The organism is Streptomyces sp. NPDC050674 (genome assembly GCF_040654575.1).
Classification (GTDB): Bacteria; Actinomycetota; Actinomycetes; order Streptomycetales; family Streptomycetaceae; genus Streptomyces.
In genome coordinates this window covers 289,434-313,383 of sequence record NZ_JBFAIG010000006.1, presented here as the reverse complement: position 1 = coordinate 313,383, position 23,950 = coordinate 289,434, and the positions used below count along the sequence as shown (strand labels likewise).

General features: G+C 71.2%; 18 protein-coding genes and 1 pseudogene. 4 read left to right on the top strand and 15 right to left on the bottom strand.

Annotated features, from left to right (window positions below; genetic code table 11):
- Positions 1–31: 31 nt before the first annotated feature.
- The 7 genes and pseudogenes from AB0I06_RS13410 to AB0I06_RS13380 all read right to left on the bottom strand — a co-directional run bounded on the left by AB0I06_RS13410 (position 32) and on the right by AB0I06_RS13380 (position 7,688).
- Positions 32–1,009: a hypothetical protein gene (locus tag AB0I06_RS13410; RefSeq protein ID WP_363118881.1), complete on the bottom strand. Its 978-nt coding sequence runs from the start codon at positions 1,007–1,009 to the stop codon at positions 32–34.
- 130 nt (positions 1,010–1,139) lie between these two features.
- A complete protein-coding gene (locus AB0I06_RS13405) occupies positions 1,140–1,589 on the bottom strand; it encodes a hypothetical protein (RefSeq protein ID WP_363118880.1) in 450 nt (149 codons plus the stop codon).
- Between the two features lie 189 nt (positions 1,590–1,778).
- Positions 1,779–2,525, bottom strand: coding sequence for a hypothetical protein (locus AB0I06_RS13400; RefSeq protein WP_363118879.1), 747 nt, complete (start codon positions 2,523–2,525; stop codon positions 1,779–1,781).
- 191 nt (positions 2,526–2,716) lie between these two features.
- The gene (locus AB0I06_RS13395; RefSeq protein WP_363118930.1) at positions 2,717–2,896 is read right to left on the bottom strand and encodes a hypothetical protein; all 180 of its coding nucleotides are present in this window, start codon (positions 2,894–2,896) and stop codon (positions 2,717–2,719) included.
- Positions 2,868–3,106: pseudogene (locus AB0I06_RS13390) on the bottom strand (hypothetical protein); the annotation flags it as partial. The gene AB0I06_RS13395 and the pseudogene AB0I06_RS13390, both read right to left, overlap by 29 nt.
- Before the next feature lie 137 nt (positions 3,107–3,243).
- A complete protein-coding gene (locus AB0I06_RS13385) occupies positions 3,244–7,380 on the bottom strand; it encodes a trypsin-like peptidase domain-containing protein (protein ID WP_363118878.1) in 4,137 nt (1,378 codons plus the stop codon).
- Between the two features lie 5 nt (positions 7,381–7,385).
- Positions 7,386–7,688 carry a CU044_2847 family protein gene (locus AB0I06_RS13380; protein WP_363118877.1) on the bottom strand — a complete coding sequence of 101 codons (303 nt, stop codon included), beginning with the start codon at positions 7,686–7,688 and terminating at the stop codon, positions 7,386–7,388.
- Between the two features lie 1,034 nt (positions 7,689–8,722).
- Between AB0I06_RS13380 and ettA the strand changes: the two genes are divergently transcribed.
- The 3 genes from ettA to AB0I06_RS13365 are packed head-to-tail and all read left to right on the top strand — an operon-like array spanning position 8,723 to position 11,472.
- Complete coding sequence (ettA, locus tag AB0I06_RS13375) at positions 8,723–10,387, top strand: energy-dependent translational throttle protein EttA (protein WP_363118876.1); 1,665 nt, start codon at positions 8,723–8,725, stop codon at positions 10,385–10,387.
- A gap of 6 nt (positions 10,388–10,393) precedes the next feature.
- Positions 10,394–10,807: a thioesterase family protein gene (locus AB0I06_RS13370; RefSeq protein WP_363118875.1), complete on the top strand. Its 414-nt coding sequence runs from the start codon at positions 10,394–10,396 to the stop codon at positions 10,805–10,807.
- Positions 10,804–11,472, top strand: a complete 669-nt coding sequence (locus AB0I06_RS13365) for a hypothetical protein (protein ID WP_363118874.1) — start codon at positions 10,804–10,806, stop codon at positions 11,470–11,472. The genes AB0I06_RS13370 and AB0I06_RS13365 overlap by 4 nt, the downstream gene beginning before the upstream one ends.
- A 30-nt stretch (positions 11,473–11,502) precedes the next feature.
- On the opposite strand, the gene AB0I06_RS13360 is transcribed toward AB0I06_RS13365, so the two are convergent.
- The gene (locus tag AB0I06_RS13360) at positions 11,503–11,916 is read right to left on the bottom strand and encodes a globin (RefSeq protein WP_363118873.1); all 414 of its coding nucleotides are present in this window, start codon (positions 11,914–11,916) and stop codon (positions 11,503–11,505) included.
- A gap of 67 nt (positions 11,917–11,983) precedes the next feature.
- Here AB0I06_RS13360 and AB0I06_RS13355 point away from each other — a divergent pair, with 67 nt between their 5' ends.
- Entirely contained in the window at positions 11,984–12,967 is a 984-nt protein-coding gene (locus AB0I06_RS13355) for a methyltransferase domain-containing protein (protein ID WP_363118872.1), read from the top strand.
- A 7-nt stretch (positions 12,968–12,974) separates the two neighbouring features.
- On the opposite strand, the gene AB0I06_RS13350 is transcribed toward AB0I06_RS13355, so the two are convergent.
- From AB0I06_RS13350 to AB0I06_RS13320, 7 genes are all read right to left on the bottom strand, one after another.
- The gene (locus AB0I06_RS13350; protein WP_363118871.1) at positions 12,975–14,453 is read right to left on the bottom strand and encodes an FHA domain-containing protein; all 1,479 of its coding nucleotides are present in this window, start codon (positions 14,451–14,453) and stop codon (positions 12,975–12,977) included.
- Positions 14,454–14,485: 32 nt separating this feature from the next.
- Positions 14,486–15,832 (bottom strand): VWA domain-containing protein, encoded by a 1,347-nt coding sequence (locus AB0I06_RS13345; protein WP_363118870.1) that lies wholly within the window; start codon positions 15,830–15,832, stop codon positions 14,486–14,488.
- Between the two features lie 117 nt (positions 15,833–15,949).
- Positions 15,950–17,350: a protein phosphatase 2C domain-containing protein gene (locus AB0I06_RS13340; protein WP_363118868.1), complete on the bottom strand. Its 1,401-nt coding sequence runs from the start codon at positions 17,348–17,350 to the stop codon at positions 15,950–15,952.
- Between the two features lie 3 nt (positions 17,351–17,353).
- The gene (locus tag AB0I06_RS13335; protein WP_363118867.1) at positions 17,354–19,918 is read right to left on the bottom strand and encodes a tetratricopeptide repeat protein; all 2,565 of its coding nucleotides are present in this window, start codon (positions 19,916–19,918) and stop codon (positions 17,354–17,356) included.
- A gap of 17 nt (positions 19,919–19,935) precedes the next feature.
- Positions 19,936–21,273, bottom strand: a complete 1,338-nt coding sequence (locus AB0I06_RS13330; protein WP_363118866.1) for a hypothetical protein — start codon at positions 21,271–21,273, stop codon at positions 19,936–19,938.
- Between the two features lie 68 nt (positions 21,274–21,341).
- Complete coding sequence (locus tag AB0I06_RS13325; protein ID WP_363118927.1) at positions 21,342–22,325, bottom strand: glutamate ABC transporter substrate-binding protein; 984 nt, start codon at positions 22,323–22,325, stop codon at positions 21,342–21,344.
- A 68-nt stretch (positions 22,326–22,393) separates the two neighbouring features.
- Entirely contained in the window at positions 22,394–23,839 is a 1,446-nt protein-coding gene (locus tag AB0I06_RS13320) for a hypothetical protein (RefSeq protein ID WP_363118865.1), read from the bottom strand.
- Between the last annotated feature and the right edge of the window lie 111 nt (positions 23,840–23,950).

The window sequence follows — 23,950 nt, the reverse complement described above, 5'->3', positions numbered from 1 at the left end:
AGCCCGTGCGGGCCGTCCTCGACCTGCCCGGTCAGCGTCGCCCGGCCAGTATCCGGTCGGCGTTGGCCAGTTGAGTACGCATGTCCTTCTTGACCGCGGTGAGCTCCCGCTGCTTCTCCGCCATCGCCCGCCGCTGGTACGCCGCGTCGACCGACGACCAGACGCCGATGACGTTGGTCTTCCGTTTGCAGGCCACGTCGGTGCTCGCCAACGCGAGCTCGGCCCGGCCGGCGGTCGAGCCGCTGAACTCGGGGTCCTTGCCGGGGGCTCGGGTCGGGTCGGCGTAGGTGTAGTTCTGCCGCTTCATGCACTGTGACCAGGCGCGGAAGACCGCCACCACACGAGGATCGCGTTGGGAGTCACGGTAACTGCCGATGTTGATCGCGCTGACGAGCTCCCGGTTCCCCAGCTTCTGCGGGTCCCCCGACAACGCCTTCGTGGCCTCGCTCTGGCAACCGCCCGCAGGGAGCCGACGACCGCGTGAGTCAGTGCGCGCCGGTGTGCCGTCCTGCTTGACCCCGCGCAGCACGAGTGCCGCCTCCGCGTCCGGTTGCGCCCTCGTGGGCTTGTCCTTGACCTGCGGCGGCATCGAGCCGGGCACCGGGTGGTAGCCGTAGCGCGCTGCCTTGGCCGCGTCCGTGATGCCGTACCGGTGTGCGGTGTTGGCCGGGTTCAGCGTGCCCGTCTTCGGGATGGGGCCGGTGGGTGCGGGCCAGGAATGCCCGAAGCGGCGCATGCACGACTCGGTCAGTACCGCCTTGGCCCGGAACAGGCGTCCGACCTGGTGATCAGTGAACAGGTAGCGCTCGACGGGCAGTAGCAGGGAAGTGACGTCCAGCATCTTCGGCACCGCGGTGACGGGCGGCGGCCCGGATGCCGTCGGCGTCCCGGATGGAGCGGCCGCCGGTGTCGGCTCCGCCGGCCGCCCCTGTGCGCACCCCGCCGTGACGGCGAGCAGGATGGCGGCCGCCCCGAGACGCCGGGCCCGGTGTGTGTTTCGCGCCGACATGTCGTCGTATCCCTTCCGGCGTGCGGGTGCGGGTGCGGGTGCGGGTGCGGGTGCGGAGGCGAAGGTGGAGGCGGAGGCGGGGTGACGGTGCGGGGCCGCCCGCCGGTGCGCGGGCGGGCCCGGACAGGCATCAGCCGGCGTAGTACCAGCCGAGCGACGCGTTGTTGTTCCGTACTCCGCTGTTCAGCGCGCGGGACTCTCCGGGCCAGACGTCGTCGTAGGGAGCGTCGCCGCTGGCGTTCTGGTTCTCGTTGTAGAAGATGCGGGCCCTGAAGCTCTGGTCGTTGTTCCAGGCGCGGTACACGTTGTTCTTCACGTACTGGCCGTGACCCTCGCCGCCGGCCGCGAAGGTGTGCCCCGCGAAGTCGTTGACCCCGGTGCCGTACTTGCTCCAGGAGCTGTTGCTGGAGGCGCTGTAGTAGAGGTAGACGTTGCCGTCCCAGGTGGCGGCCTGAGCCTGGGCCGGAGCGGCTGCGCCTTCCCCCTTCGCGGAAGCCGGCGCGGTGGCCAGGGCGGTGCTGCCGACGATCAGTGCAGCGGCGATCGCGAGGGAATGCGCCGTACGACGTGCAGTTGTCATGATGCTCCTCGTTGGCGTACGGGAACGGGGTGGCGCCGCGGCAGCACTCGGCCGTCCGCGCGAGCGTCCCCCTGCTGACCGGACTCGACACTAGGCCGGGACCCGCACCGCAGGGTCCTGACACTTGTCAGGACCCTGGTGCCGCATCGGCATCGTCCTTCCAAGCACCTGTTCCGCCCCGGCGACCGCTCAGCCGAAAGCGGCGGCGACCTGTCCGACGACGGAGAAGCGCTGCCGACACTCCGGGCACGTCGCCTCACCGAAGGCATACGTCAGGGCGCGCGCGACGTCCTCATGGCCGTCGGCCAGGGCAAGGTCATGGAGGCGCCGGCCGAGGCCTTCCAGGGCGCGGGGATCGGCCGGGTGGAGAGGGAAGGTCTCGACGTCGTCCGAGAGGGCGTAGTCCTCCGCAACGCTGAAGAAGCCTCGCTCTCCGATCACCACCCACAGCGACCCGCACCCCTCGGGGTCGGGGCACTCGAGCTCGTATTCCTCGCTGACCACGCCCCAGAACAACTCCTCCGCCCAGAGGATGTCGCCCTCCAGGTTCAGGACCGCCTCGAGCAGGTGGCAGTAGTCATTCCGGCCGGAGGTGAGCCGCCGCCACCGGTTCGCGGCGTCCAGCAGGCGTGCGATCTCCGGCGTGTACCGGTGCCGCAGGTTCCGGGTCTCGTGGTGCTGGTCGGCCTGGACGACCAGGGCGCCGGCCAGGTGGAGGGCCGAAGCCGCTGCGTCGGCCTCCTCGGCCTCCGCCATGTCGGCGAGCGTGCGCAGCACCAGCGGGTCGGCGACATCCAGAGTCCCGTTGTGGTAGAGCTCCGTCCACAGGTCGCTCCAGGCCTGGCTGTCCCGGCCCGTGGCGGCACGTTCCAGCAGCGTCTTCAGGCGGTCGGAATCGGCGTCGTCCGCGTGCGGAGCAGGAGCACTCGTCGTCATCCGCGGTATCCAAGCAGACCGGCGCAGGAGAACCGCCGACGAGCCCCCGGCGGTGGCGGCCCGACCGGTGCAGGCCGGCCTCAGGTGATCACCCCCTGAGCCTTCCCCGGGCGGTGCGACGGTGCCCGAGGCCGGCCAAAGGCGACCGGCAGTGACAGTCGCCCGGCAGTCGGCAGCCGAGAAAGGCCAGGTCAGCTGCCCCCGGCGAAGACCAGCGTGCCGCGCACCTTCTTGACCTGCTGGCGGACGTAGAGCCAGCCGAGGTCACCAATGTTGTCAACGGCCAGGCCGAAGACCTCGCCCTGCCGCAGCCCACACTCGGCGCCCAGGTCGACCATTGCCCCGGCCCGCGTACTCGCGGAAGGTGACACGGGCCGCTCTCGGGTCGATGTACTGCCCGTGCGCCGGGTCGGCTTCGACGTTGATCAGCCAGGCATCAGTCAAACGCCGTTGTCCGGGAAACTCTCGGACTTCTCGGTGCGGTCGGGGCCGACGTAGCGGGCCCGATAGCGCATGCCCAAACCGTGGCGGCCGGGGCTCGGGCCTTCCTGCTCTGTCCCTGCTGGGACGAGCACGTACAGCCGTTGAGTGGACCTCCCGTTCGTGCGGGGCACAGGCGGGTGCACGTGGCCCCGAGGGGCCTCCGGGGCCATACCTCGATATCTGGTGGAGCAGTGACGGCCCCGGCGCGGGGGCGGCTGGCACGGGTCCGATTCGGTCAGCGTTCTGAGCAGACGGATGCCTCCGAATCGGCGGGAAGGTAGGCCGCACGTTCCGCAGTGGTGAGGTCGCGGCCGAAGATACGGCAGATCTGCTCGATGGCTTGGGCGGGTTCAGGGGAGGTGGCCACGTCCCATTGACGCGCGGTTCCGTCTGCGCCGGCGGTGATGAGTGTGCGGCCGTCGGGACTGAGCGCCAGGGCATTCATGGCTGTGTTGCCGTTGAGCGTGGTGCGGCTCTTGCCGGTGGCCGCCTCCCAGACGCGGACGGTTCCGTCCTCGCCGGTGGTGGCGAGTGTGTGGCCGTCAGGGCTGAAAGCCACACCGCTTACCCCCGCTGTGTGCTCAGTCAGAGTGATTCTGGACTCTCCTGTGGCTGCATCCCACAGCAGAACTGTCGCATCGCTACTGCCCGTGGCGAGTGTGCGGCCGTCGGGGCTGAAGGCCACTGCCCGGACTGCGGCGTTGTGACCGGAGAGTGTGATGCGGGTCTTGCCGGTTTCTGTGTTCCACAGTCGTGTGGTGGAGTCGTCGCTGACGGTGGCTACGGTGCGGCTGTCGGGGCTGAAAGCCACCGCATTCACCTCGTCTCCGTGTCCTTTGAGTGTGGTGCGGGTCTTTCCTGTGGTCGTGTTCCACAGGCGTGTGGTGGCGTCTGCGCCGGCGGTGGCGAGTGTGCGGCCGTCGGGACTGAATGCCGCCCCCCAGACTTCGCCGGCATGTCCTTTCAGGATTCTGAGGGTCTTGCCGGTTTCTGTGTTCCACAGTCGTGTGGTGGAGTCGTCGCTGACGGTGGCTACGGTGCGGCTGTCGGGGCTGAAAGCCACCGCATTCACCTCGTCTCCGTGTCCTTTGAGTGTGGTGCGGGTCTTTCCCGTGGCCGCGTTCCACAGGCGGACTGTTTTGTCCGCGCCGGCGGTGGCGAATGTGCGGCCGTCGGGGCTGAAGGCCACACCCCAGACTTGGCCGTCGTGTCCCGGGAACGTGGTGCGGCCGTCTGCTGGGCCGGCGTCCCACAGACGTACCGTCTTGTCCCGGCCGGCGGTGGCGAGTGTGCGGCCGTCCTGGCTGAAGGCCAGGGCGAGGATCGCGTTGGCGTGCCCTTCGAGGAAGGCTCGGGACGAACCGGTGGTTGGGTTCCACAGCTCTACATAGCGGTCGGTCGCGGTGGCGAGGGTCTTGCTGTCCGGGCTGAAAGCCAGCAGAAGTGCTGAACCTTCGAGAGTTTTGAGAATCTCGCCGGTGCGCCCGTCCCTCAGGTGTACGTCGTAGTCATCGGCGGTGGCGAGTGTTCGGCCGTCCGGGCTGAAGACCACGGATGTCACCGGCTGGTCGTGTCCTTTGAGCGTGCTGCGAGCTTCACCGGTGACCGGATTCCACAGGCGAACCGTGCTGTCGGCACCACCGGTGGCGATGGTGTGGCCCTCCGGGTGAAAGGCCACCGACGTCACAGCCTGTGTGTGCCCTTCGAGTGTGCCGCGAGCTTCACCGGTGTCCGCATCCCAGAGCCGCGTGAGGGAGTCGGCACCACCGGTGGCGATCGTGTCGCCGTCCGGGGCGAAGGCCACTGACCTCACCTGGTCCGTGTGTCCTTTCAGCGTGGTGCGCGTCTTGCCGGTGTTCAGGTCCCATAGGCGGACTGTCTTGTCGGCGCTGGCCGTGGCGAGTGTGCGGCTGTCGGGACTGAAGGCCACCGCATTGACCGCATCACTGTGTCCTTCGAGTGTGGTGCGGACTTTGTTGGTGGCGGTGTCCCAAAGACGCACGGTTCGGTCGGCGCCGGCGCTGGCAAAGGTGCGGCGGTCCGGGCTGTAGGCCACTGCGCGCACCTCGTTGGTGTGCCCGGACAGGCGACGATGAACCGGCAAGGCCCCGGCGTACCGCAGGCTCTCCATGGCCTCGGACGTGTGACTGGTGTGGTACGCCTTCACGGCCAGCAGCGCGGCAAGTTCGGGATTCGTGCCGGTGAGCTCGAGGGACTGGGCGGCAAGCTGCCGCGACATCGCTGCTTCCCGCTCCGCGGCCACCGTCTGCCACTGCCAGATCGCACCCCCCGCTGCCACGAGCGCAAGCACCAGCAGGCCGCCGAGCACCGCATTGAGCCGCCTGCTCCGCCGAATGGTGGCCCTCTGCCGCTCTTTGCTCGCTGTCAGGAACTCAGCGATGTCCACCGGAAGCCGCCGTTGATGGGACCACTCGACTCCTTCCGCCAGCGCGCTCCCGCCGAGCAGGTCCCCCGGGTCCTTCTGGGCGGCCCAGCGGACCTGCCGCTCGCGGGTGAGGTCGAGCCACTCCTGGAAGCGGTGGTCCTGGTCGACCCACTGACGCAGTGCACCCCAGTCGCGGATCAGCGCCTCGTGGATCAACTCGGCCACCGGTTCCCCCGGAAGGGCGCCGGGACGTTGCGGAGTCTGGAGCGTCTGCGTCGTGATGATGCGTCGACGTGTGAGCGCGGCTATGACGGAGTCGACGGCCGCCTGCTCCCCGGTGTCACCCGGGTCGGCTGCCAAGTCACGCAGCTCATTGAGGGGAACCTGCGTGCGTACGGCGTAGATGTTGTGACGCGGGTCAGCGGGATGCACCAAGGAGGTCAGAGCCCGGCGGGCGATGACCTGTTGCTCGGGGGACAATTCATCCAGAGCACTGTCGCACCACGTTGTGACGCTGCCACTGACCCCACCGATGCGCCGGTACGCCTCGTGAGTGAGGTAGCCGTCCTGCCGCCGTTGCCACAGCTGGCTGAGCGTCATTTCCAGCAGAGGCAGTACCGTGACCGGCGCCTCGCGGGTAACGGCCGCTTCAGGTGTGATCTCCAGGACGTCGCCGATGATCCGTTCGGGCAGCCCTGACTGGAAGCGGAGTCTCACGTCCAGGGCCGGCAGGACGACGATGTCGTGCAGATCCTGCTGGCTGAGGGTGCCTGGCACGTTGAGCAGGCCGGGCATCGCGGCTTCCAGCAGTTTGGGCGCCAGCGCCGCAAGCTGCGGATAGAAGTCGTCGCGCATGATCAGGATCACGGTGATCTTCGTGTACGCGTCGGCGGCCGAGGTGACCTCGTCGACGACGTCGAGCAGGTCCCGCAAACGGCCGTCGGTGCTCTGCACCAGGAGCTCTTCGAACTGGTCGATGACGAGCACGACACGCTCGCAGGACGGCTCCGCCGCCAGTCTGCGGTTGACCGCCGCGATGATGCCGTCCTGGCTCGCTCCGGGCAGCCCGGCACGCTCGATCGCGGCGAGCATGCCCTGGCGAGGCCGGGCGAGCACCGGCAGCCACTTGTCACTGCGGGGCAGTTCCCCGGCCTCCAGGGCGCGCAGCACACCCGCCTGGATCAACGAGGACTTACCCGACCCGGACGGCCCGAGCAGCAGTGTGAGCCGCCGTCGCTGGGCCAGGTTCGCCAGAACCTGCCGTACCGCCTCCGACCGGCCCTGGAACCACCGGGCATGCTCGGCGGTGAACGGCTCCAGGCCCCGGTACGGGCACACTTCGCGCTCCGCCAGCTCCGGCAGAATCTCCCGCAGTACACGGGTGGGGGTTGCGTAGGCGATGCCCAGCCCTCGTTCGTACGCGTCAGGCGCGGTGATCTCGGTGAGCATGCCGATGACCAGGCCGGTCACCTCGTCGAGGACGGGTCCGCCGCTGAACCCGGTGGTGAGGTCGTTGGCGTCGGTCAGTTGGAGATGTGCTCCCCGGCCGTCGACGGCGGGCAGCAGATCGCCGGTCACACCGAAGCCGAAGTGTCCTTCCGGAGGGGCTTGCGCGGGGAACCCGAACGAGCGCACGTTGTGGCCCCGGCAGCCTTCCGCGGCTCCCAGCGGCAGGATCCGCACACCGACTGGCGGGTCGCTGAGCCGGATGAAGGCCACGTCCTCGTCGTCGACGCAACGCCACCACTCGGCCGGGACCGTGCCCTCCAGCCGGTCGGCGCCCGCCACGTGCGGGACCGAAAGCCGGACCGTGCTGCCGGGGCCGCCCCCGGCCGCTTCGACGACATGCGCACAGGTGATCAACACCCCCTCGGCCACCATGAAGCCTGTACCGGCCACCCTGCCGTCCGGCCCGAGGATCCGGGCCACGGCAGTCGGCAGGTCCGAGGCTATGCCGCTATGGGGCGCACTGTCCGTACTGGTCATGAGGATCAAGCCTCACTTGCATCCTGGGGCGGGTGACCCGCGCCGTCGCCCTTCCAGGCCACAGTCACCTTCAGGTGGCAGCCGGCCTGGCTCTTGGTGATCACGGCCCCGGCCTCGAACGCGAGGTCGACACCGAACTCGATGGTGATCTCGTCGGGGCGGGCCTTACGCAACTCTGCGAGGGCTGCGCGGGCGGCCTGAGTGACCGGCTCCAGGGCCCTGTCAAGCGTGACTGGAAGGTCGTGCACAGCGTCGCCGACGCGGCCGGCCTTCACCGGCCCACCGTCCGGCAGCCCCGGTTGCTCCACCAGTACAGAACCCCCGCTGTCCAGTGGTATCCGAGTCAGAGGTGCCACAACGCCCCTCCACGGCTCGAGTGCTTGCGTCGGCGTATTGATTACGCCTTGTTCGGCCCCGCCCGCTTTTTCCACCCCATCGTCACCGGCTGAACCGAGAGTCGGCAGACAACACTCAGGCAGGTCCGGCTCGGTTCTTGGCTGCGCCGGAGCCGCACACGGCGAATCCGGCGCCGTGAAGGTGGCGGGTTCTACGCGTGGTGCAGTCCCGCCGCGGAGCGGGCGATGCGCACAAAGCCCTTCCGGTGGACGCGGAGCGCTAACTTCCGTCCAGTCCTTGGCGAAGTGCCCGCGGGTATGACCGTCACGTCCCCAAATGGTTGGCTTCGTCAATAGCGGCGACAGCTTCGCGTCCTTTGGCTGCGCCGTAGAAGAGTATGAGATCCGACATTATCGGCTCTCCGTGCCGTTTCTTTCAATAGTGATTCAACCCGGACGTCGAATTCCTGATTCCGCTGCCCGAGAAGCTTGTGCAATTCCTCTCACTATATTACTCTCGCCCCGCTTGACCTGCACTCTGTGCGTGGCGTAATCGATAGACTCGACTCGTATCCGAATCAATTATTGAAGGGGAAATGGGCGTCCTGTCGACTTCAGGGTCGGTGGGGGTAAAGCCGGATTCACTTGTCTGCTGCCGCCCCGACTCGGGGTCTAACCGAGATCCCGGCCAAGCAGGTCGACGGAACACCAGCGAGCGGTCTTTGCCGTACGGCCTCACCGCAGGGACCCTCGCCGTTCTCCCCGAGGGTGGCCCGCACGCCGGGCCCTCGGGGAGACGGCGGGATCACCCCTGGGCCGTCCCTGAGTCGTGCGACGGCGCCCGAGGTCGGCCGAGGCGACCGGCGGCGGCGGTCGCCCGGCCATCGGCCTCCGAGAAACACCAGGTCAGCAGCCCCCACCCCTACGCGTTTCCGCCCAGGGCTGGCGGTACGGCAAGATGGAGTGTATCTGCCCACTGCCAGTTTCAAGCTGCCGGACGGTTTCTCTTGGCTGAGTTCATTTACACCATGCGCAAGGCGCGCAAAGCGCACGGCGACAAGGTGATCCTCGACGACGTGACGACCAGCTTCCTGCCGGGGGCGAAGATCGGCGTCGTCGGCCCGAACGGCGCCGGCAAGTCGACGATCCTGAAGATCATGGCCGGCATCGAGCAGCCGTCCAACGGTGACGCCTTCCTCACGCCCGGTTACACGGTCGGCATCCTGCTCCAGGAGCCCCCGCTGACCGAGGACAAGACCGTCCTGGAGAACGTCCAGGAGGGCGTCGCCGGGATCAAGGGCAAGCTCGACCGGTTCAACGAGATCGCCGAGCAGATGGCGACCGACTACACCGACGAGCTCATGGAGGAGATGGGCAAGCTCCAGGAGGACCTCGACCACGCCAACGCGTGGGACCTGGACGCCCAGCTGGAGCAGGCCATGGACGCCCTGGGCTGCCCGCCCGGCGACTGGCCCGTCACCAACCTGTCCGGTGGTGAGCGCCGCCGCGTCGCGCTGTGCAAGCTGCTGCTGGAGCAGCCCGACCTGCTGCTGCTCGACGAGCCCACCAACCACCTCGACGCCGAGTCGGTGAACTGGCTGGAGCAGCACCTGGCCAAGTACCCGGGCACCGTCGTCGCGGTCACCCACGACCGGTACTTCCTCGACAACGTCGCCCAGTGGATCTGCGAGGTCGACCGCGGTCGCCTCTACCCCTACGAGGGCAACTACTCGAAGTATCTGGAGACCAAGGCCGCCCGCCTCAAGGTCGAGGGCCAGAAGGACGCCAAGCGGCAGAAGAGGCTGAAGGAGGAGCTCGAATGGGTTCGCTCCAACGCCAAGGGGCGGCAGGCCAAGTCCAAGGCGCGTCTGGCCCGCTACGAGGAGATGGCCGCCGAGGCCGACAAGATGCGGAAGCTGGACTTCGAGGAGATCCAGATCCCGCCGGGGCCGCGCCTGGGCAACGTCGTCGTCGAGGTCAACAACCTCAGCAAGGGCTTCGGTGAGAAGCTGCTCATCGACGACCTCTCCTTCACGCTGCCGCGCAACGGCATCGTCGGCATCATCGGCCCCAACGGCGCCGGCAAGACGACCCTGTTCAAGATGATCCAGGGCATCGAGCAGCCGGACTCCGGCGCCATCAAGGTCGGCGACACCGTCAAGATCTCCTACGTCGACCAGAGCCGCGAGAACATCGACCCCAAGAAGACGCTGTGGGCCGTCGTCTCCGACGAGCTGGACTACATCAACGTGGGCCAGGTCGAGATGCCGTCGCGGGCGTACGTCTCCGCCTTCGGGTTCAAGGGGCCGGACCAGCAGAAGCCGGCCGGGGTGCTCTCCGGCGGTGAGCGCAACCGGCTGAACCTCGCGCTCACCCTCAAGCAGGGCGGCAACCTGCTGCTCCTCGACGAGCCGACCAACGACCTCGACGTCGAGACCCTCTCCAGCCTGGAGAACGCGCTGCTGGAGTTCCCCGGCTGCGCCGTGGTCGTCTCCCACGACCGGTGGTTCCTGGACCGCGTCGCCACGCACATCCTCGCCTACGAGGGTGACTCCAAGTGGTTCTGGTTCGAGGGCAACTTCGAGTCGTACGAGAAGAACAAGATCGAGCGGCTCGGGGCGGACGCGGCCCGTCCGCACCGCGCCACCTACAAGAAGCTGACCCGGGGCTGATCGATCTTGCGGCACATCTACCGCTGCCCGCTGCGCTGGGCGGACATGGACGCGTACGGCCACGTCAACAACGTGGTGTTCCTCCGCTACCTGGAGGAAGCCCGTATCGACTTCCTGTTCCGGCCGGACAAGGACTTCAAGCAGGGGTCGGTGGTGGCACGCCACGAGATCGACTACAAGCGGCAGCTCGTCCACCGGCACCACCCGGTCGACATCGAGCTGTGGGTCACCGAGATAAGGGCCGCGTCCTTCACCCTCACCTACGAGGTGAAGGACGGCGACCAGATCTACGTGCGGGCGTCCACGGTCATCGTGCCGTTCGACTTCGAGGCACAGCGCCCGCGCCGGATCACCGCGGAGGAACGGGAGTTCCTGCGCGAGTACATGGACGACGCGGAGGAGGGGGCCGTCGCGGCATGACGGTCCTCCACCTCGCCGACGAGGGGGAGGCGGCGGATCTCGCTGCCTTCCTCTCCCGGCTGCTCCACTACGACCGTGGGGCCGCCGTGCGTCTCCAGGCCGCCGGCACCGCGCTCGCCGTCTTCGGCCGGCCGCCGTCTTTCGAGGTGCTCGCCGTGCGGGCGGTGCGGCTGGCGAAGCCCTACGAGAAGGGGCTGGAGGCCACGCTGGACGTGACGGTCTCGGCCGGTGAGTTCCTGGAGTCTGTGGACGAGCAGGCCGTCACCGCCGCCGTGCCGCAGGCCGTGACCGGGCCGCCGTGGGCCGGTGTGCTGCCGCCCCGCGGGGGCTGGCGCGCCGAGCCGGGTCTGCCGGAGCCGGACGCGCTGCGGGCCCTGGTCGCGGCCGTCGTCACCGAGTTCCGGTCCCGGACGCAGGAACTGCCCGCCGAGCGGCGGACGCGGGCCGAGCTGGACCGGATCGGCGCGGACATCTGGTCCCGCACGGTCGGGGACACCCGGCTGCCCGTGCGGGCCGTGCACGCGGCGCAGTCCCTGGGGTTCCTGCGGCCCGGGGTGCCCCTGGGGCTGTTCTCGTCGGGGGCGTGGCTGCGGCTGCGCACCCCGTACGGGTCCGTCGCCGTACGGCGGGCCGGGCTCGGGGCGCTGGACGTCAGCGTCCGCTGAGCAGGGCCTGCCGGCGGCGCGCCGCAGGCGTCAGCCCGCGGTGTTGACCATCGACGCCGCCGCGTACGTCAGGTAGTTCCACAGCGTGCGTTCGTGCTCCTCGGACAGGCCGAGCTCGTCGACGGCGACCCGCATGTGCTTCAGCCACGCGTCGTGCGCCGCGCGGTCGACCGCGAAGGGCGCGTGCCGCATCCGCAGACGCGGGTGGCCACGGTTCTCGCTGTACGTCGTGGGGCCGCCCCAGTACTGGATGAGGAACAGGGTCAGGCGGTCCTCGGCCGGGCCCAGGTCCTCCTCGGGGTACATGGGACGCAGCAGCGGGTCCTCGGCCACTCCCTCGTAGAAACGGTGGACGAGCCGACGGAAGGTCTCCTCCCCGCCGACCTGCTCGTAGAAGGTCTGCTCCTGAAGCGTGCCGCGCCGAATCTCATTCACGCGCTCCATGGTCTCAGACGCCCCGGCATAGGACTCAAGACCTAGGACCCCGGGACGCTGCCCCTACTGTGGAGACATGGGCGGCTACGCATCCGGCTCGGAACTCGACGCTCTCGCCGCCGTCGCGCGCGCTGCGCTGGTGCGGCGGATCGAGGCGAGCGGTGTGTGGGCCGCCGACCCGCTCTGGCGGGAGGCCTTCGCGACGGTCCCGCGGCACCTCTTCGTGCCGTACTACTACGTCGGAGCCGCCCGCGGCTACGAACGCCGCTGGGGCGAGAGCCCCGACCCCGGGGCGCGGGAGCGGTGGCTGCGGGGCGCCTACGAGGACACCCCGCTGGCCACCCGGCTGCGCGACGGCGAGCTGCTGTCCTCCAGCAGCCAGCCGTCCCTGATGGCGGACATGCTGGTGGCGCTGGGCGTCGCCGACGGCCACACGGTCCTGGAGATCGGCGCCGGCACCGGTTACAACGCGGCGCTGCTGTCCCACCGGCTGGGCGACGACAAGGTCACCACCGTCGACCTCGACCCGGAGATCACCGAGTCGGCGCGCAGGCACCTGGCCGCGGCCGGCCATCACCCGGTCGTCGTCACCGGGGACGGGGCGCGGGGCGTGCCGGAGCGCGCGCCGTTCGACCGGATCATCGCCACCTGCGCCCTGAACACGGTCCCGCGCGCCTGGATCGCCCAGTGCCGCCCGGGCGGCCGGATCCTCGTGCCGCTGGCCACCGGCCTGATCGTGCTGACGGTGGCCGGCGCCGGGCACGCCGAGGGACGCTTCCTGCACACGCCCGCCTACTTCGTCCCGCTGCGCGGCACCGGACGGCCCGGGGGCGAGCCGGCTCAGCCGGCCGGAGTGCCGCACCGGGCCCGGCAGGACGACCTGTTCCGCTTCCTGCTGGCCCTGACCCGCGGCAGCCTCGATCCGCAGGACGCGCACGCGCTGTGGGAGCAGGAAGGCAGGCCGCAGCGCGAGCGCTACGGCGTCACGGTCAGGGGCGAGCGGGAGTGGGCCTGGCTGGACGACCCGGAGGGGCCGTACGCCTGGCCCCTCCCGTCGTGAAGGCTGCTCAGCCGCGCCGGATGGTGATCGTCGTCCAGGCGCCCACGTGCACCCGGTCGCCGTCCTGGAGCGGGACGGGGACGAACGGCTGGATCGGTTCGTCCGAGCCGTTGACCGTCGTGCCGTTGGTGGAGTTCTGGTCGACGACCGCCCAGCTGCCGTCCGGCTGCTGGACCAGCACCGCGTGCTGGTGCGAGACGCCCGGGTCCTCCGGCGGCACCGACAGGTCGATGTCGGGGGTGTCGCCGGTGGAGTGCCGGCGGCGGCCGATGGTGAGCTGGTTGCCGGTGAGCCGGCGCTGCTGCTCGGGCGAGTACGCGGGCAGGTTCAGGCCCGCGGCCTCGGGGCCGGAGCGCTGCATCATCGCCATGAAGTAGTCGCGGTCCGGGCCGATGGTCGCGGTCCACGTCGCCGGTCCCTGGGGCGCCTGCGGCTGCTGCGGGAAGCCACCGGGACCGGGCGGGGCCTGCGTCCCGCCGGGCGGGGGGTAGCCGTAGCCGCCACCCTGACCGGGACCGCCGGGGCCGCCCGGGCCGGACGACGGCGGGGAGATCACCCAGTCGTCCTCACCGCCACCGAAGGACGGACCGCCCTGCTGCCCGGGCCGCTGCTGGGTCTCCTGCGGGAAACCGGGCGGGGCCGGCGGGCCGGACTGGTGGAACGCCTGCGGAGCACCGGGGCCACCGGGGCCACCGGGGCCACCGGGTCCACCGGGGCCACCGGGGCCACCGGGGCCGCCGGGTCCGGGAGGGCCGGGTCGTGACGGGTCGGAACCGAAGCCGCCAGGACCGCCGGGTCCGCCAGGGCCGGGTCGCGACGGGTCGGGACCGAAGCCGCCCGGACCGCCGGGACCGCCCGGTCCACCGGGTCCGCCGAATCCACCGGGGCCGCCAGGGCTGCCGGGGCCGGGCGAGGTCTGCGCGGCGCCGGGCTGCGGGTAGCCGTAGCCACCGCCCTGCGGGCCGCCGGGGCCGCCGGGTCCGCCCGGGCCGGGACGGCCGGAGGCGTCGCCGCCGAACGGCGGGATCGGCTCGGCCGGACGGTTCACCTGCGACGGACGCGAGCCCTGGTACTCGTAGGAGTCACCGCCGCCGTACGACGGTCCGGGCGGGCCCTGCCGGCCGGGCGGCTGGAACGGCGCACCCGGGCCGGGCGGCGGGGCCGCGGGGGTGTACGACGTCGCCGTGTTCGTCAGGAAGTTCCACCGGCACTCCTCGCAGAACGGCGCGCCGCCCTCACGCGGCGTACGGCACTGCGGGCAGAGCTCCGGCTCGGCGTTGGGCACGGCGGACAGGTGCGGCGGGCGCCCGCCGGGCTGGCCGCCGGGGCCCTGCGGGCCACCCGGGCCGCCTGCGGGGGGCGGGAAGCCGTAGCCGCCGGGCGGCGGCGGGGGAGGAGGCGGAGGCACGGCACCCGCCATGCGGTGACCGCAGACCTCGCACCAGTCGTCGGAACCCGACTGGTGTCCGTTCGGGCAGGTCGGCATGTCGGCGCGTCCCTCCTTCGATCTCTTCTAGATCACTTCTTGACACGAACAGTCTTGGTGGACCGGGTTTCGAGCGTCATCTCGTCAGCCTCCGCGACCTTCGCCTTCAGTCGCACAGTACCGGTCGCGGCATCGACCACGTCCACCACCTTCGCAAGCAGTTTCGCAGTATCGGCGTTCCCGGAGGCACTCGCGAGCTGAACGGCCCGGCCCAGTTTGGCCGTTGCTCCGTCCATATCTCCGGACTTGCGTAGATCCAGCCCTTGTTGGATGACTTGTGCCAGTTCGGCCTGCCCGGTGTAGTGGGCGACCTGAGGGTTGATCGACGTCGAGGCGACCATGTCGTCCGTCCACACGGCCCGCACCAGGCCCTGCGCGCCGAGGTTGCGGACGCTGCCGTCGGGCTGCGGAACGACCAGGGAGAGCCGGGCCGCCAGCATCTCCTGCCCGATGTGCGCGACCGGGACCTGGACGCAGACGTGGTAGTCACGGGACTCGTCTCCCCAGGAACCGAGGGGGTAGTCGCCGGCGCGGGGGCCCGCCTCGGTGCGCCGGCCGGTCAGGTCCTCGACCGTGGGCGCGACCTGCTTGACGAACTTCACGGTGGTGTCGACCGGCGTCCACAGCCGCAGGGAGACGTCCGCGACCTCCTTGCCCATCGCCGTTTCCATCATCTGCGTGAAGTCGGCGGCGAGTCCGGCCGGGTCGGCGACGATGTCGGCGGTGCCGAGCAGGGCGGAGGCGATCCCTGTGACTTCTTTCACTTCCCAGTCGGTGCCCACACCGCGTGCGTCACACGTGAAGCGCCCGGCACACGCGTCGAGCGCGGCCTTCAGGTCCGTGGGCGACTCGTGCTCGTTGCGGCCGTCGGTGAGCAGGATGCCGTGCCGGATCGCGACGTCCACGGAGGACAGCAGGCGGTCGGCCAGTTTCAGCCACGTGCCGATGGCGGTGCCGCCGCCCGCGCTCAGCGAGCGCAGCGCCTGCTTGGCCTGTTCGCGGGTGGTGGCGTCGGCGACCGCGACGCGTCCGCCGCCCGGGTAGACCTCCTTCGCCACGTGCGTCCCGCCGATGATCGCGAAGTGGACGCCGTCGCGCAGGGTGTCGATCGCCGCGGCCGTGGCGTCGCGGGCGTTGCGCATCTTGGTCGGCGGGTAGTCCATCGACCCGGAGCAGTCGACCATGATCGCCACGGCCGCGGACGGCCCCTGGCCGGGTGAGTAGAGGTGGGGCGCCGTCGACGCGCTGCCGATGGTGCCGCCGCCGGTCGCCGTCACCGTGACGATGGCGTTGACCTCGCCGGCGCCCTCCGGCAGGTACTCGTTCTGGTAGACGTCCACCGAGAACTGGGGCACGTTCGATTTCGAGAAATTGGCCATGCCTGCTTCGATCCCCCTCCAAAGCCCCCGCCGCGGCGGGGTGATGACGATGGGCGGACCGGTCCCCTCCGGTCCGCCGAGGCGTCCTCGTACGTGGCCTCAGGCCGATCCTGCCCCTCAGGGCAGGGCCGGGAACGGCACGAGCGCCACTGTTACGTTGTCGTGGCCCCCGCCGTCCAGGGCGTGGCCGAGGAGCACCCGGGCGCTGTGCAGCGGATGCTCTGCGGCGTCGAGCGGGACCACCCGGGCCATGTCCTCGGCGCCCTCCGCGTAGTTCCACAGGCCGTCGGTGCAGACGACCACCACGCCGGGCCGGTCCGGCTTGAACGCGGCGGTGTGCGGTTCCAGTTCGTAGGCGTCCGCGCCGAGCCAGCCGGTGATGGCGTGGGCGCGCTCGTCGGCGTAGGCCTCGGCCTCGTTCATCAGGCCCGCGGCGACCATCTGCGCGGCCCACGAGTCGTCCTCGGTGAGCCGGGCCGGGGGAGCGCTGCGGTCGACCGGGACCCAGTAGGCGCGGCTGTCGCCGACCCAGCCGACGATCAGCAGGCCCGAGGTCACCACGGCGCCGACGATCGTGCAGGCGGGCGCGTTCTGGTGGGGGGCCTGCTCGCGGGCCGTGGCGGGTTCCGCGGCGAGGGAGTTGACGGCGCGTGAGGCGGCGAGGATCGCGTCGTGCATCGCCTGCTGCGGGTGCGTGCCGCGCGGCAGGGCCGCCAGCAGCGCCTCGCCCGCCGCCTTCGAGGCCGCCGCTGAGGCGTCGTCGGGCCGGGTCGCCGAGGAGACGCCGTCGCAGACGATCGCGACGGACGCGGGGGAGCCGTCGGGCAGGGCGGTGGTGCCGATGGCGAACGCGTCCTCGTTGCGGTGGTGGCGCAGACCGCGGTCGCTGACCGCGGCCACCGGGCCGGACTCCTGCTCCATGTGGTCCCGTTCGCGCGGCTGGGCGTGGCCGCAGTTCTCGCAGTAGCCGTCGTCGTCCACGCGGCCGGCCCGGCAGGCGACGCAGACCTTGCCGCCGGTGCCCGCGGCCTGGGCCGCAGGCTCGGCGGACACCCGTGGGTCCGGTGCCTGGAGGAGGTACTCGTCGGGCTGTGTCTGGTAGATCTCCGGCGACGCGGCGGGCCCGTCGGGCTGCGGCGGCCGGTCGAAACGCACGCCCGCGGCCGGTGGGGCGCTCGGCGGCGGGGGTGTCTGCGGCGGCAGCGCGGAACCGCCGGAGTCCGTGCCCGGCAGGTCAGTCGGCAGGTGCGCCGCCTCCGGGGCGCCCGCGCCGTCCGGCTCGGGCGCGGGCCAGGCCGCGGCGGCGGGCGGCGCCGAGGGGGCCTCGCCGTACACACCGGCCGGCGCGCCCTGGGCGGGCACCGAGCCGTTCATGGTGATGGTCGGGTTGTCCTGAGGCCGTGCCGGCACGGCGGACAGGTCGTATCCGCACGCGCCGCAGAAACGGTCACCCGACTCGAGGGGTTCCTCGCAGCTCGGACACTTCGACAGAGCGGCCTGCTGGGGCATCTGCGACATCAACTACACCCACGTCCGGGGGCGGTAACGATTGGCACGTTCCACCAGGTCGATCCTCTCCTCGCCGCCCCGCGCCAGCCGGGCCAGCATGCGGTACGAGCGTTCCAGACCGAAACGCAGGCCCCGCTCGTCCAGGCCACTGCCGAGCAGCGTCCGTCCCCCGGCGGCGGGAGGGGCGGAACCCTGGCCCCCGGAGAGTACCCAGTCCAGGGCGCAACCGAGGACTTCGGCCGACAACCGCTCCCGGCGTGCCGGATCCAGACCGTACGCCTCCAGCGCCTCCACCTGTGCCGCGGCGGCCGTCAGGTCCTCCAGGAACGGCGCGTCGGAGGCGGTCGCCGCGCGCTGCCGCAGCCGCGCCCGGACGGCCGCCACCCGCGCGGCCGTGTAGTGGATGGAGGACTCCGGGACCGACTCCAGCGTCCGTACCGCGGAGCGCCGGTCCCCCGTCGCCAGCTGGACGCGCGCCAGACCGAACGCGGCGCTCACATAGCTCGGGTCGGTCGACCACACCAGCCGGTAGTACTCGGCGGCGTTGTCCAGCTGGCCCAGGACCTCCGCGCACAGGCCCAGCGCCAGCTTGGGCGCGATCTCGCCCGGGAAGGCGTCGTAGATCGCGTCGAAGGCGAGCGCGGCGCCCTCGTCGTCACCCGTCACCAGCGCGGCCAGACCCCGGTACCAGACCACCCGCCAGTCGTCGGGCCGCTCGCCCTCCAGGGCGACCAGCGTCTCCAGCGCCGCGGCCGGATCGCCGGTCTCCAGCCAGGCCCGGATCTGCCTCAGGCGCGTCTCGATCGACGGGGCCGGAGCGGCCGACAGGGCGCCCAGCAGCTCGGCGGGCGCCGAGGTCATCAGGCCCGCCAGGAAACCGGCGTTGGGGTCGCCCGGGTCGACGCGGGGGACGGGCAGGGCGAAGGCGGCGGCGGGGGTGTCGACGGGCTTGACGAGACTGTGCGGGCCCTCGGGCCGCCGCGGCACAGGCGGCGCCACGACAGCACCCGCGCGAGGCCGGACCCCCACCGCCCGGGCCCCCAGGCGGGACACCTCGCCGTCCAGCGTCGGGAACAACTCGGTGTCCGTCACCCGCAGTTCCGGCCCGAAGAGCGTGGACAGGGCGGGACGGGCACGGCCCGTCTGGAGGGAGACGACCTCGCGCAGAACACCCGTCAGCTGCTCGGCCATTTCCTGCGCGGAGGCGAACCGCCGGGCCGGGTCGGGATCCGTGGCGCGGACCAGCAGCCGGTAGAACGACTCGTACTGCCGGAACACCTCGATGTGGTCCGGGTCGGGCAGGGAGTCGGCGTAGACGTTCGTGTAGCCCTGGAAGTCGAACGTCATGACGGCGAGGGTGCGGGCCACCGTGTACAGGTCGCTGGCCACCGACGGGCCCACCTCGGCCACCTCCGGGGCCTGGTAGCCGACCGTGCCGTAGATGGCCGACTCCTCGTCGTCCATCCTGCGCACCGCGCCCATGTCGATCAGCTTCAGCTGGTCCTCGGTCTGGATCGCGTTGTCGACCTTGAAGTCGCAGTACAGCAGGTTCCGGCTGTGCAGGTGGCCGAGCGCCTCCAGCGCCTCGATGCCGTACGCGCAGGCCTGCTCCACCGGCAGCGGGTCCCGTCTGCCCTGCGCCGTGCGGCGGGCGTTGGCGATCTCCTTCAGGGACTTGCCGCCGACGTACTCCATGACGATGTAGCCGTCGAGCGAGCCCGTGCGCTGGTCCAGGTGCTCCACGAAGTTGTAGATCCGCACGATGTTGGCGTGCTCGATCTCCGCGAGGAACCGCCGCTCGGAGATCGCCGCGGCCATCGCGTCCTGGTCGCCGGTGTCCAGCAGGCCCTTGAGGACCACCCAGCGGTCCGAGACCGCCCGGTCGACCGCCAGGTAGATCCAGCCGAGACCGCCGTGCGCCAGACAGCCGACCACCTCGTACTGGCCGTGCACCACGTCGCCGGTCTTCAGCTTCGGCACGAACGAGTACGGGTGGCCGCACTTGGTGCAGAAGCCCTCCGTGCGGCCCGGACGGTCGCCGCGCGCCCGGCCCACGGGGGCGCCGCAGTCGGAGCGCGAGCAGAACCGCTTCCGTTCGGGCACCTCGGGGTTGTCCAGGACCATCTCGCGCGGGTCCGGCCGCGGGATCGGCGGCACCTGCACCAGCCCGGCGCCCAGCCGCCCCCGCGAGGCGGAACCGGTGGTCGAGCCGGAGCTGCGCACCGACACCGAGCGGCCTGTCGACTTCCCCGACAGGGACCGCGACAGGCGCCCCGACACCGAGCGGCGGGACTTCGACGACTGGGACGACGTGCGTGAACTCCGGCCGCTGGAGCGGGAACTGCCGCTGCCCGCCGACCCGCGGGAGCCGCCCCCGCCGCCCGCGGTGACGCCGGTGGGCGGTGAACTCACCATGCCTCCCCCCGAGAGGGGACCCCCGGCCGCGACGACCGGGGCGAGGCCGCAGGTGTCGCAGTACAGCTCCCCGCCGCCGACGTCCTCGTAGCTGCCGCCGCAGGTGGGGCGCTGACAGGCGCGGCCGGCCGTCCCGGGTGGCTCCTGCGGTGCCTGACTCATGGACTCCCCCTCGTCACTCATGCGCCCGGACCCCGCCGGTCGTCCTCGGGCGCCGGCCCGTCCGGCACCCGAGGGCCGCCGCCCAGCAGTTCGGCGACCGCGTACTGGTAGCGCAGCACCGCCTGCTCGGCGGCGCGCAGGTCGCAGGGGGCGCTCCACAGCATGCGGCGCGCCTTCTCGTACCGCTCCACCAGCAGCGTGTCCTCCGCCAAGCCGTGCCGGGCGACCTTCGCCTTGTACGCGTCCAGCCGGCCGCGCAGCTCGGCGCGGACCGCCAGCGGGGCGGTGACCGCCGTCAACGACTCGCGGGCACGCAGCAGTTCGTCCTCCGCCTTCTGCTCCAGCGACTCCAGCAGCGGGGAGAGCCGGTGCCACTGGGCCTGCCTGCGGTACTCCGCCGCCGCCGCCACCTGCTCCTGGAGCACGGTCGGCGGGCCGCTGACGACCGGCACCTCCGTCGCCGCGATCTTCGCCAGCACCTCGCCGCGTGCCGTGCGCGCCTCGGCGAGCGTGCGGTCGGCGCGGCTGAGGAGGTCCCGCAGCCGCACGATCCGCTTCTCGGCGTCCTGCCGCACGGTCAGCACCGCGTCGATCTCGCGGCGCACCTCCTCCAGGGCGCGCGCCTCGCGGTCGTACACCGTCGTGTCCGGCCTGCCGCCGCCCGGCGCCGAACTGCCCTCCGCGGCCAGCCAGAACGCCAGCGGGTCCGAGACCACCTGCTCGCGCAGCTTGGTCAGTATCCGCGTGATGCGCTCCAAGTCGTCACCGGCCGGGTGCTCGCCGGGGCGCACGCCGACGGAGTGCGCGAGCCGGCGGGTGCGCTGGAGTTCCGCCGCGAGCAGGTCGATCCGGGCCGGCAGGGCCGACCAGACCGCGTCCGCGGCGACCACCATGTCCAGGCTCGTGGCGTACAGCTCGTTCATGCGGTCGACGAGGGTGGTGAGCGAGTAACGCTCGCTCAGCTTCGTCGGACCGCCGTGCAGGGTGGGGGCGTTGGCCGTCGCCGACGCGCTGCCCGCGACGGTGACCGAGTCGCCGCTCAGCAGCTCCGTCAGCTCCACCAGGTCCTCGCGGCTGGACCAGCGGCGGCGCGAGCGGATGTCGCGGGCGGTGCGCAGGGCGTCGGTGTAGGCGTCGAAGTACGTCCACAGCAGCGTGATCGACGCCTCCGTGGACGTCCAGCGCTCCTTGGTGACGCCGGTGAGCTCGGCGCCCTCCAGGAGTCTGCGGCCCGCGTGGTCCTGAAGGGCGAGGAGCGAGGTCTCGATCGCCTCGTGCTCCGCGCCGAGCCGCGCCAGCGCACGGTCCACCTCGTCCCGGTCCATCACCGGCCCGGTGGATCCCGTGACGCCCATCGATCACCTCTCGCTGCGGTTGTGCCCGTCGGGGGGTTCTTCGTCGTGGTCCGGTCGTGGTCCGGTCGTCAGCTTGTGCGGAGGTACTGCGGTGCCGGGGGTTCCGACTTCTTCGCATCCTTGCCCAAAGTCGCCGACAGCCATTGGTCGTAGGACGCCTGCCAGCCGTTCGCGGTGTCCTTGCGGTAGTCCACCAGGATCTGGTTGACCCGGCGTACCAGATCGTCCGCGTCCTTCTTCATCGCCACGCCGTAGTACTCGGCAGTGAAGGCGTCACCCTTGAGCTGGACCGTCGGATCCTGTGCCGCCTGGCTCGCCGCGAGGGCGCCGTCGGTGACCACGGCGTCGACCTCGCCGAGCTGGAGCCGCACCAGGCAGTCGAGTTGGTTCGGGACGGTGGTGGATATGTCGGTGCTGGCGGGCAGTTCGCCGGCCTTCTGGTCCGCCTCCAGCGTGGAGTACGCCGTGGAACCGGCCGCCGTGCAGACCTTGCGGCCCGCGAGGGTGTCGTCGTACCCCTTGACGGGCGAGGACTTCGGGGCCAGGACCTGCTGGCCCGTCTTGAAGTAGGGCGCGGAGAACGCGACGTCGGCGATGCGGGCGCAGTTGATCGTCATCGTGCGGACGACCATGTCCACGGTGCCGTCCTTGATGGCCGGGATGCGCTGGTTGGTGGGGATCGCCTTGAACTGGACGGCGTCGGGGTCGCCGAGGATGTCCTCGGCGATGCGGTGGACCAGGTCGATGTCGAAGCCCTCGAGCTCCGCGGTCTTGCCGCTGTTGGGGTTGCGGTAGCCCCACCGGTAGCTGTTCTGGTCGACGCCGACGACCAGTTTGCGCTTCTCGCCCTCGCGGTCCTTGATCGCCCGGATGGTTTCGCCGTCGGCGGAGGAGGGGGAGAGGGTCTGCTTCTCGGGGGCCTCGCAGTCCTCCTCCGCCGCCCAGGTCTCCGCGGTGTGGGTGGTCGCGTCGGTGTTCCGGGCGGTCTTCGTGCTCGTGGTGAGCGGCAGGCAGAGGGCCACCAGCGCCACCAGGGCGCAGACGACTGCCATCGCGGTCACTCCGCCCCATCCCCTGAGCGGGTTTCGCACGGTCGTTCCTCCCTTCGCCCCTGGCCCGTTCATCGGTACTCCGACAGCCTGCGGCCGATGCCCAGGACCGCGCCCGCGGCGCCCAGCACCGCCAGTACGGCCACGCCCGCCGGCATGCCCGTCAGCGCGTCACGGCCGTCGGCCGCCGCGCGCTGGAACTCCGTCTCCTCGTGCGCGAGTGCCGTGCGCAGGTTCTCGTCGATGCTGTCGAAACACTCGCCGGTCGCGCCCTTGGCGCCGATGACCTTGTCCAGCGCCTGCTGGTAGTTGCCGTTCTCGTCCTGCTCGCGGGCCGCGGTGTGGCGCTTCTTCCACTCCTGCATGTTGCCCATGGCGGCGGTGACGGGGCGTTCGCCCGAGGTGTCGTCGGCGAGCTTCTCGGCCGCCGCCAGGTGGGTGGCGAGGGCCTTGACGTCCGTGCCGAAGTCGTAGTCGTAGGCGTCGTACGTGTCCTCGCCGACCTTCTTCGTCTCCGCGCCGCGGGCCACCAGGGTGAGGTTCTCGTTGCCCCGGGCCTTGAGGGAGGCGATGCGCGCGTCGTGCAGGACGTTCAGGGAGCGCACGCCGTGGTCGAAGGAGTCGTTCAGGCCCGCGCGGGCGAGGGTGTGGCCGACGACCAGCCAGAGCAGCACCACCGTCGCCGTGGCGGTCGCGGCGACCAGGCCGTGGTTGAGGACCCTGTTGGTCCGCCGGTAGTTGCGGTGCTGGGCCCAGGCGAGGGCGGCCAGGGCGGCGACGCCGAGGGCGATGGCAGCCCAGGGGTAGGGCGTGGCGGCCGCGTAGTCCGCGCCGAGGCGCTGGTTCTCCTTCGTGTAGAGGTCCTCCGCCGCCGGGAGCATCTGCCGCTGCATCTTCTCGTTGGCGTAGCGGAGATAGGCGCCGCCGACCGGGAACCCCTGCCGGTTGTACGTACGGGCGCGCTCCACCAGGCCCTTGTACTCCGGGAGGAGTCGGTTGAGCTTCGCGATCGTGGCCGTGGACGGCGAGTCGGGGTCGGCGTTCGCGGCGGCGTTGACGAGTTTCCCGGCGGCCGTGCGGATGTCCCGCTCGTAGCGGTCGCGGCTGGCGGCCGACTCCTGGCCGCCGGCGAGGAAACCGCTGGAGGCGGCGGTGTTGGCGTCCGCGAGGGAGCGGTAGATGTCGGCGGCGTCCGAACTGAGGGGCTGGCTGCGGGTGAGCACGTCGTCGGCGGCGGCCGCGCGGGCGGTCATCTGCCAGGCGGTGACGGCGCCGAAGGCGACGACGAGGAGGGCCAGGAGGGCGCCGATGATGCGCAGGCGGCCCGGTTCGGTGGTGGCGGCCGAGCGGAGCCGGTCGAAGCCCTCGGCGAAGGCGGTGCGGCGGGGGCCCGTCGGGGCGGGGGAGGGCGCGGGTGCGGGGGGCCGGGCCGGGGGCGCCGCCTGTGCCGGTACCGCCGGCAGGACGGGCAGGCCCGGCCCCGGTGGTGGCGGGCTGCTCTTCGGTGTGTACGTCACTGTGACCTCCCCCATGGTCATCCGTCGCCGCAAGTATCGCTGCCGGGACCGGCATCCGCACCGGCCTTGCCTCGATCTTGATCGGATCGCAGCGTGGCGCACCACCCCTCG

Excerpts from the sequence above, each read along its gene's own strand:
- AB0I06_RS13410 (WP_363118881.1), bottom strand. The coding sequence starts at position 1,009 with ATGTCGGCGCGAAACACACACCGGGCCCGGCGTCTCGGGGCGGCCGCC.
- AB0I06_RS13405 (WP_363118880.1), bottom strand. The coding sequence starts at position 1,589 with ATGACAACTGCACGTCGTACGGCGCATTCCCTCGCGATCGCCGCTGCA.
- AB0I06_RS13400 (WP_363118879.1), bottom strand. The coding sequence starts at position 2,525 with ATGACGACGAGTGCTCCTGCTCCGCACGCGGACGACGCCGATTCCGAC.
- AB0I06_RS13385 (WP_363118878.1), bottom strand. The coding sequence starts at position 7,380 with ATGACCAGTACGGACAGTGCGCCCCATAGCGGCATAGCCTCGGACCTG.
- AB0I06_RS13365 (WP_363118874.1), top strand. The coding sequence starts at position 10,804 with ATGACGGTCCTCCACCTCGCCGACGAGGGGGAGGCGGCGGATCTCGCT.
- AB0I06_RS13360 (WP_363118873.1), bottom strand. The coding sequence starts at position 11,916 with ATGGAGCGCGTGAATGAGATTCGGCGCGGCACGCTTCAGGAGCAGACC.
- AB0I06_RS13355 (WP_363118872.1), top strand. The coding sequence starts at position 11,984 with ATGGGCGGCTACGCATCCGGCTCGGAACTCGACGCTCTCGCCGCCGTC.
- AB0I06_RS13350 (WP_363118871.1), bottom strand. The coding sequence starts at position 14,453 with ATGCCGACCTGCCCGAACGGACACCAGTCGGGTTCCGACGACTGGTGC.
- AB0I06_RS13345 (WP_363118870.1), bottom strand. The coding sequence starts at position 15,832 with ATGGCCAATTTCTCGAAATCGAACGTGCCCCAGTTCTCGGTGGACGTC.
- AB0I06_RS13340 (WP_363118868.1), bottom strand. The coding sequence starts at position 17,350 with ATGTCGCAGATGCCCCAGCAGGCCGCTCTGTCGAAGTGTCCGAGCTGC.
- AB0I06_RS13335 (WP_363118867.1), bottom strand. The coding sequence starts at position 19,918 with ATGAGTCAGGCACCGCAGGAGCCACCCGGGACGGCCGGCCGCGCCTGT.
- AB0I06_RS13330 (WP_363118866.1), bottom strand. The coding sequence starts at position 21,273 with ATGGGCGTCACGGGATCCACCGGGCCGGTGATGGACCGGGACGAGGTG.
- AB0I06_RS13325 (WP_363118927.1), bottom strand. The coding sequence starts at position 22,325 with ATGGCAGTCGTCTGCGCCCTGGTGGCGCTGGTGGCCCTCTGCCTGCCG.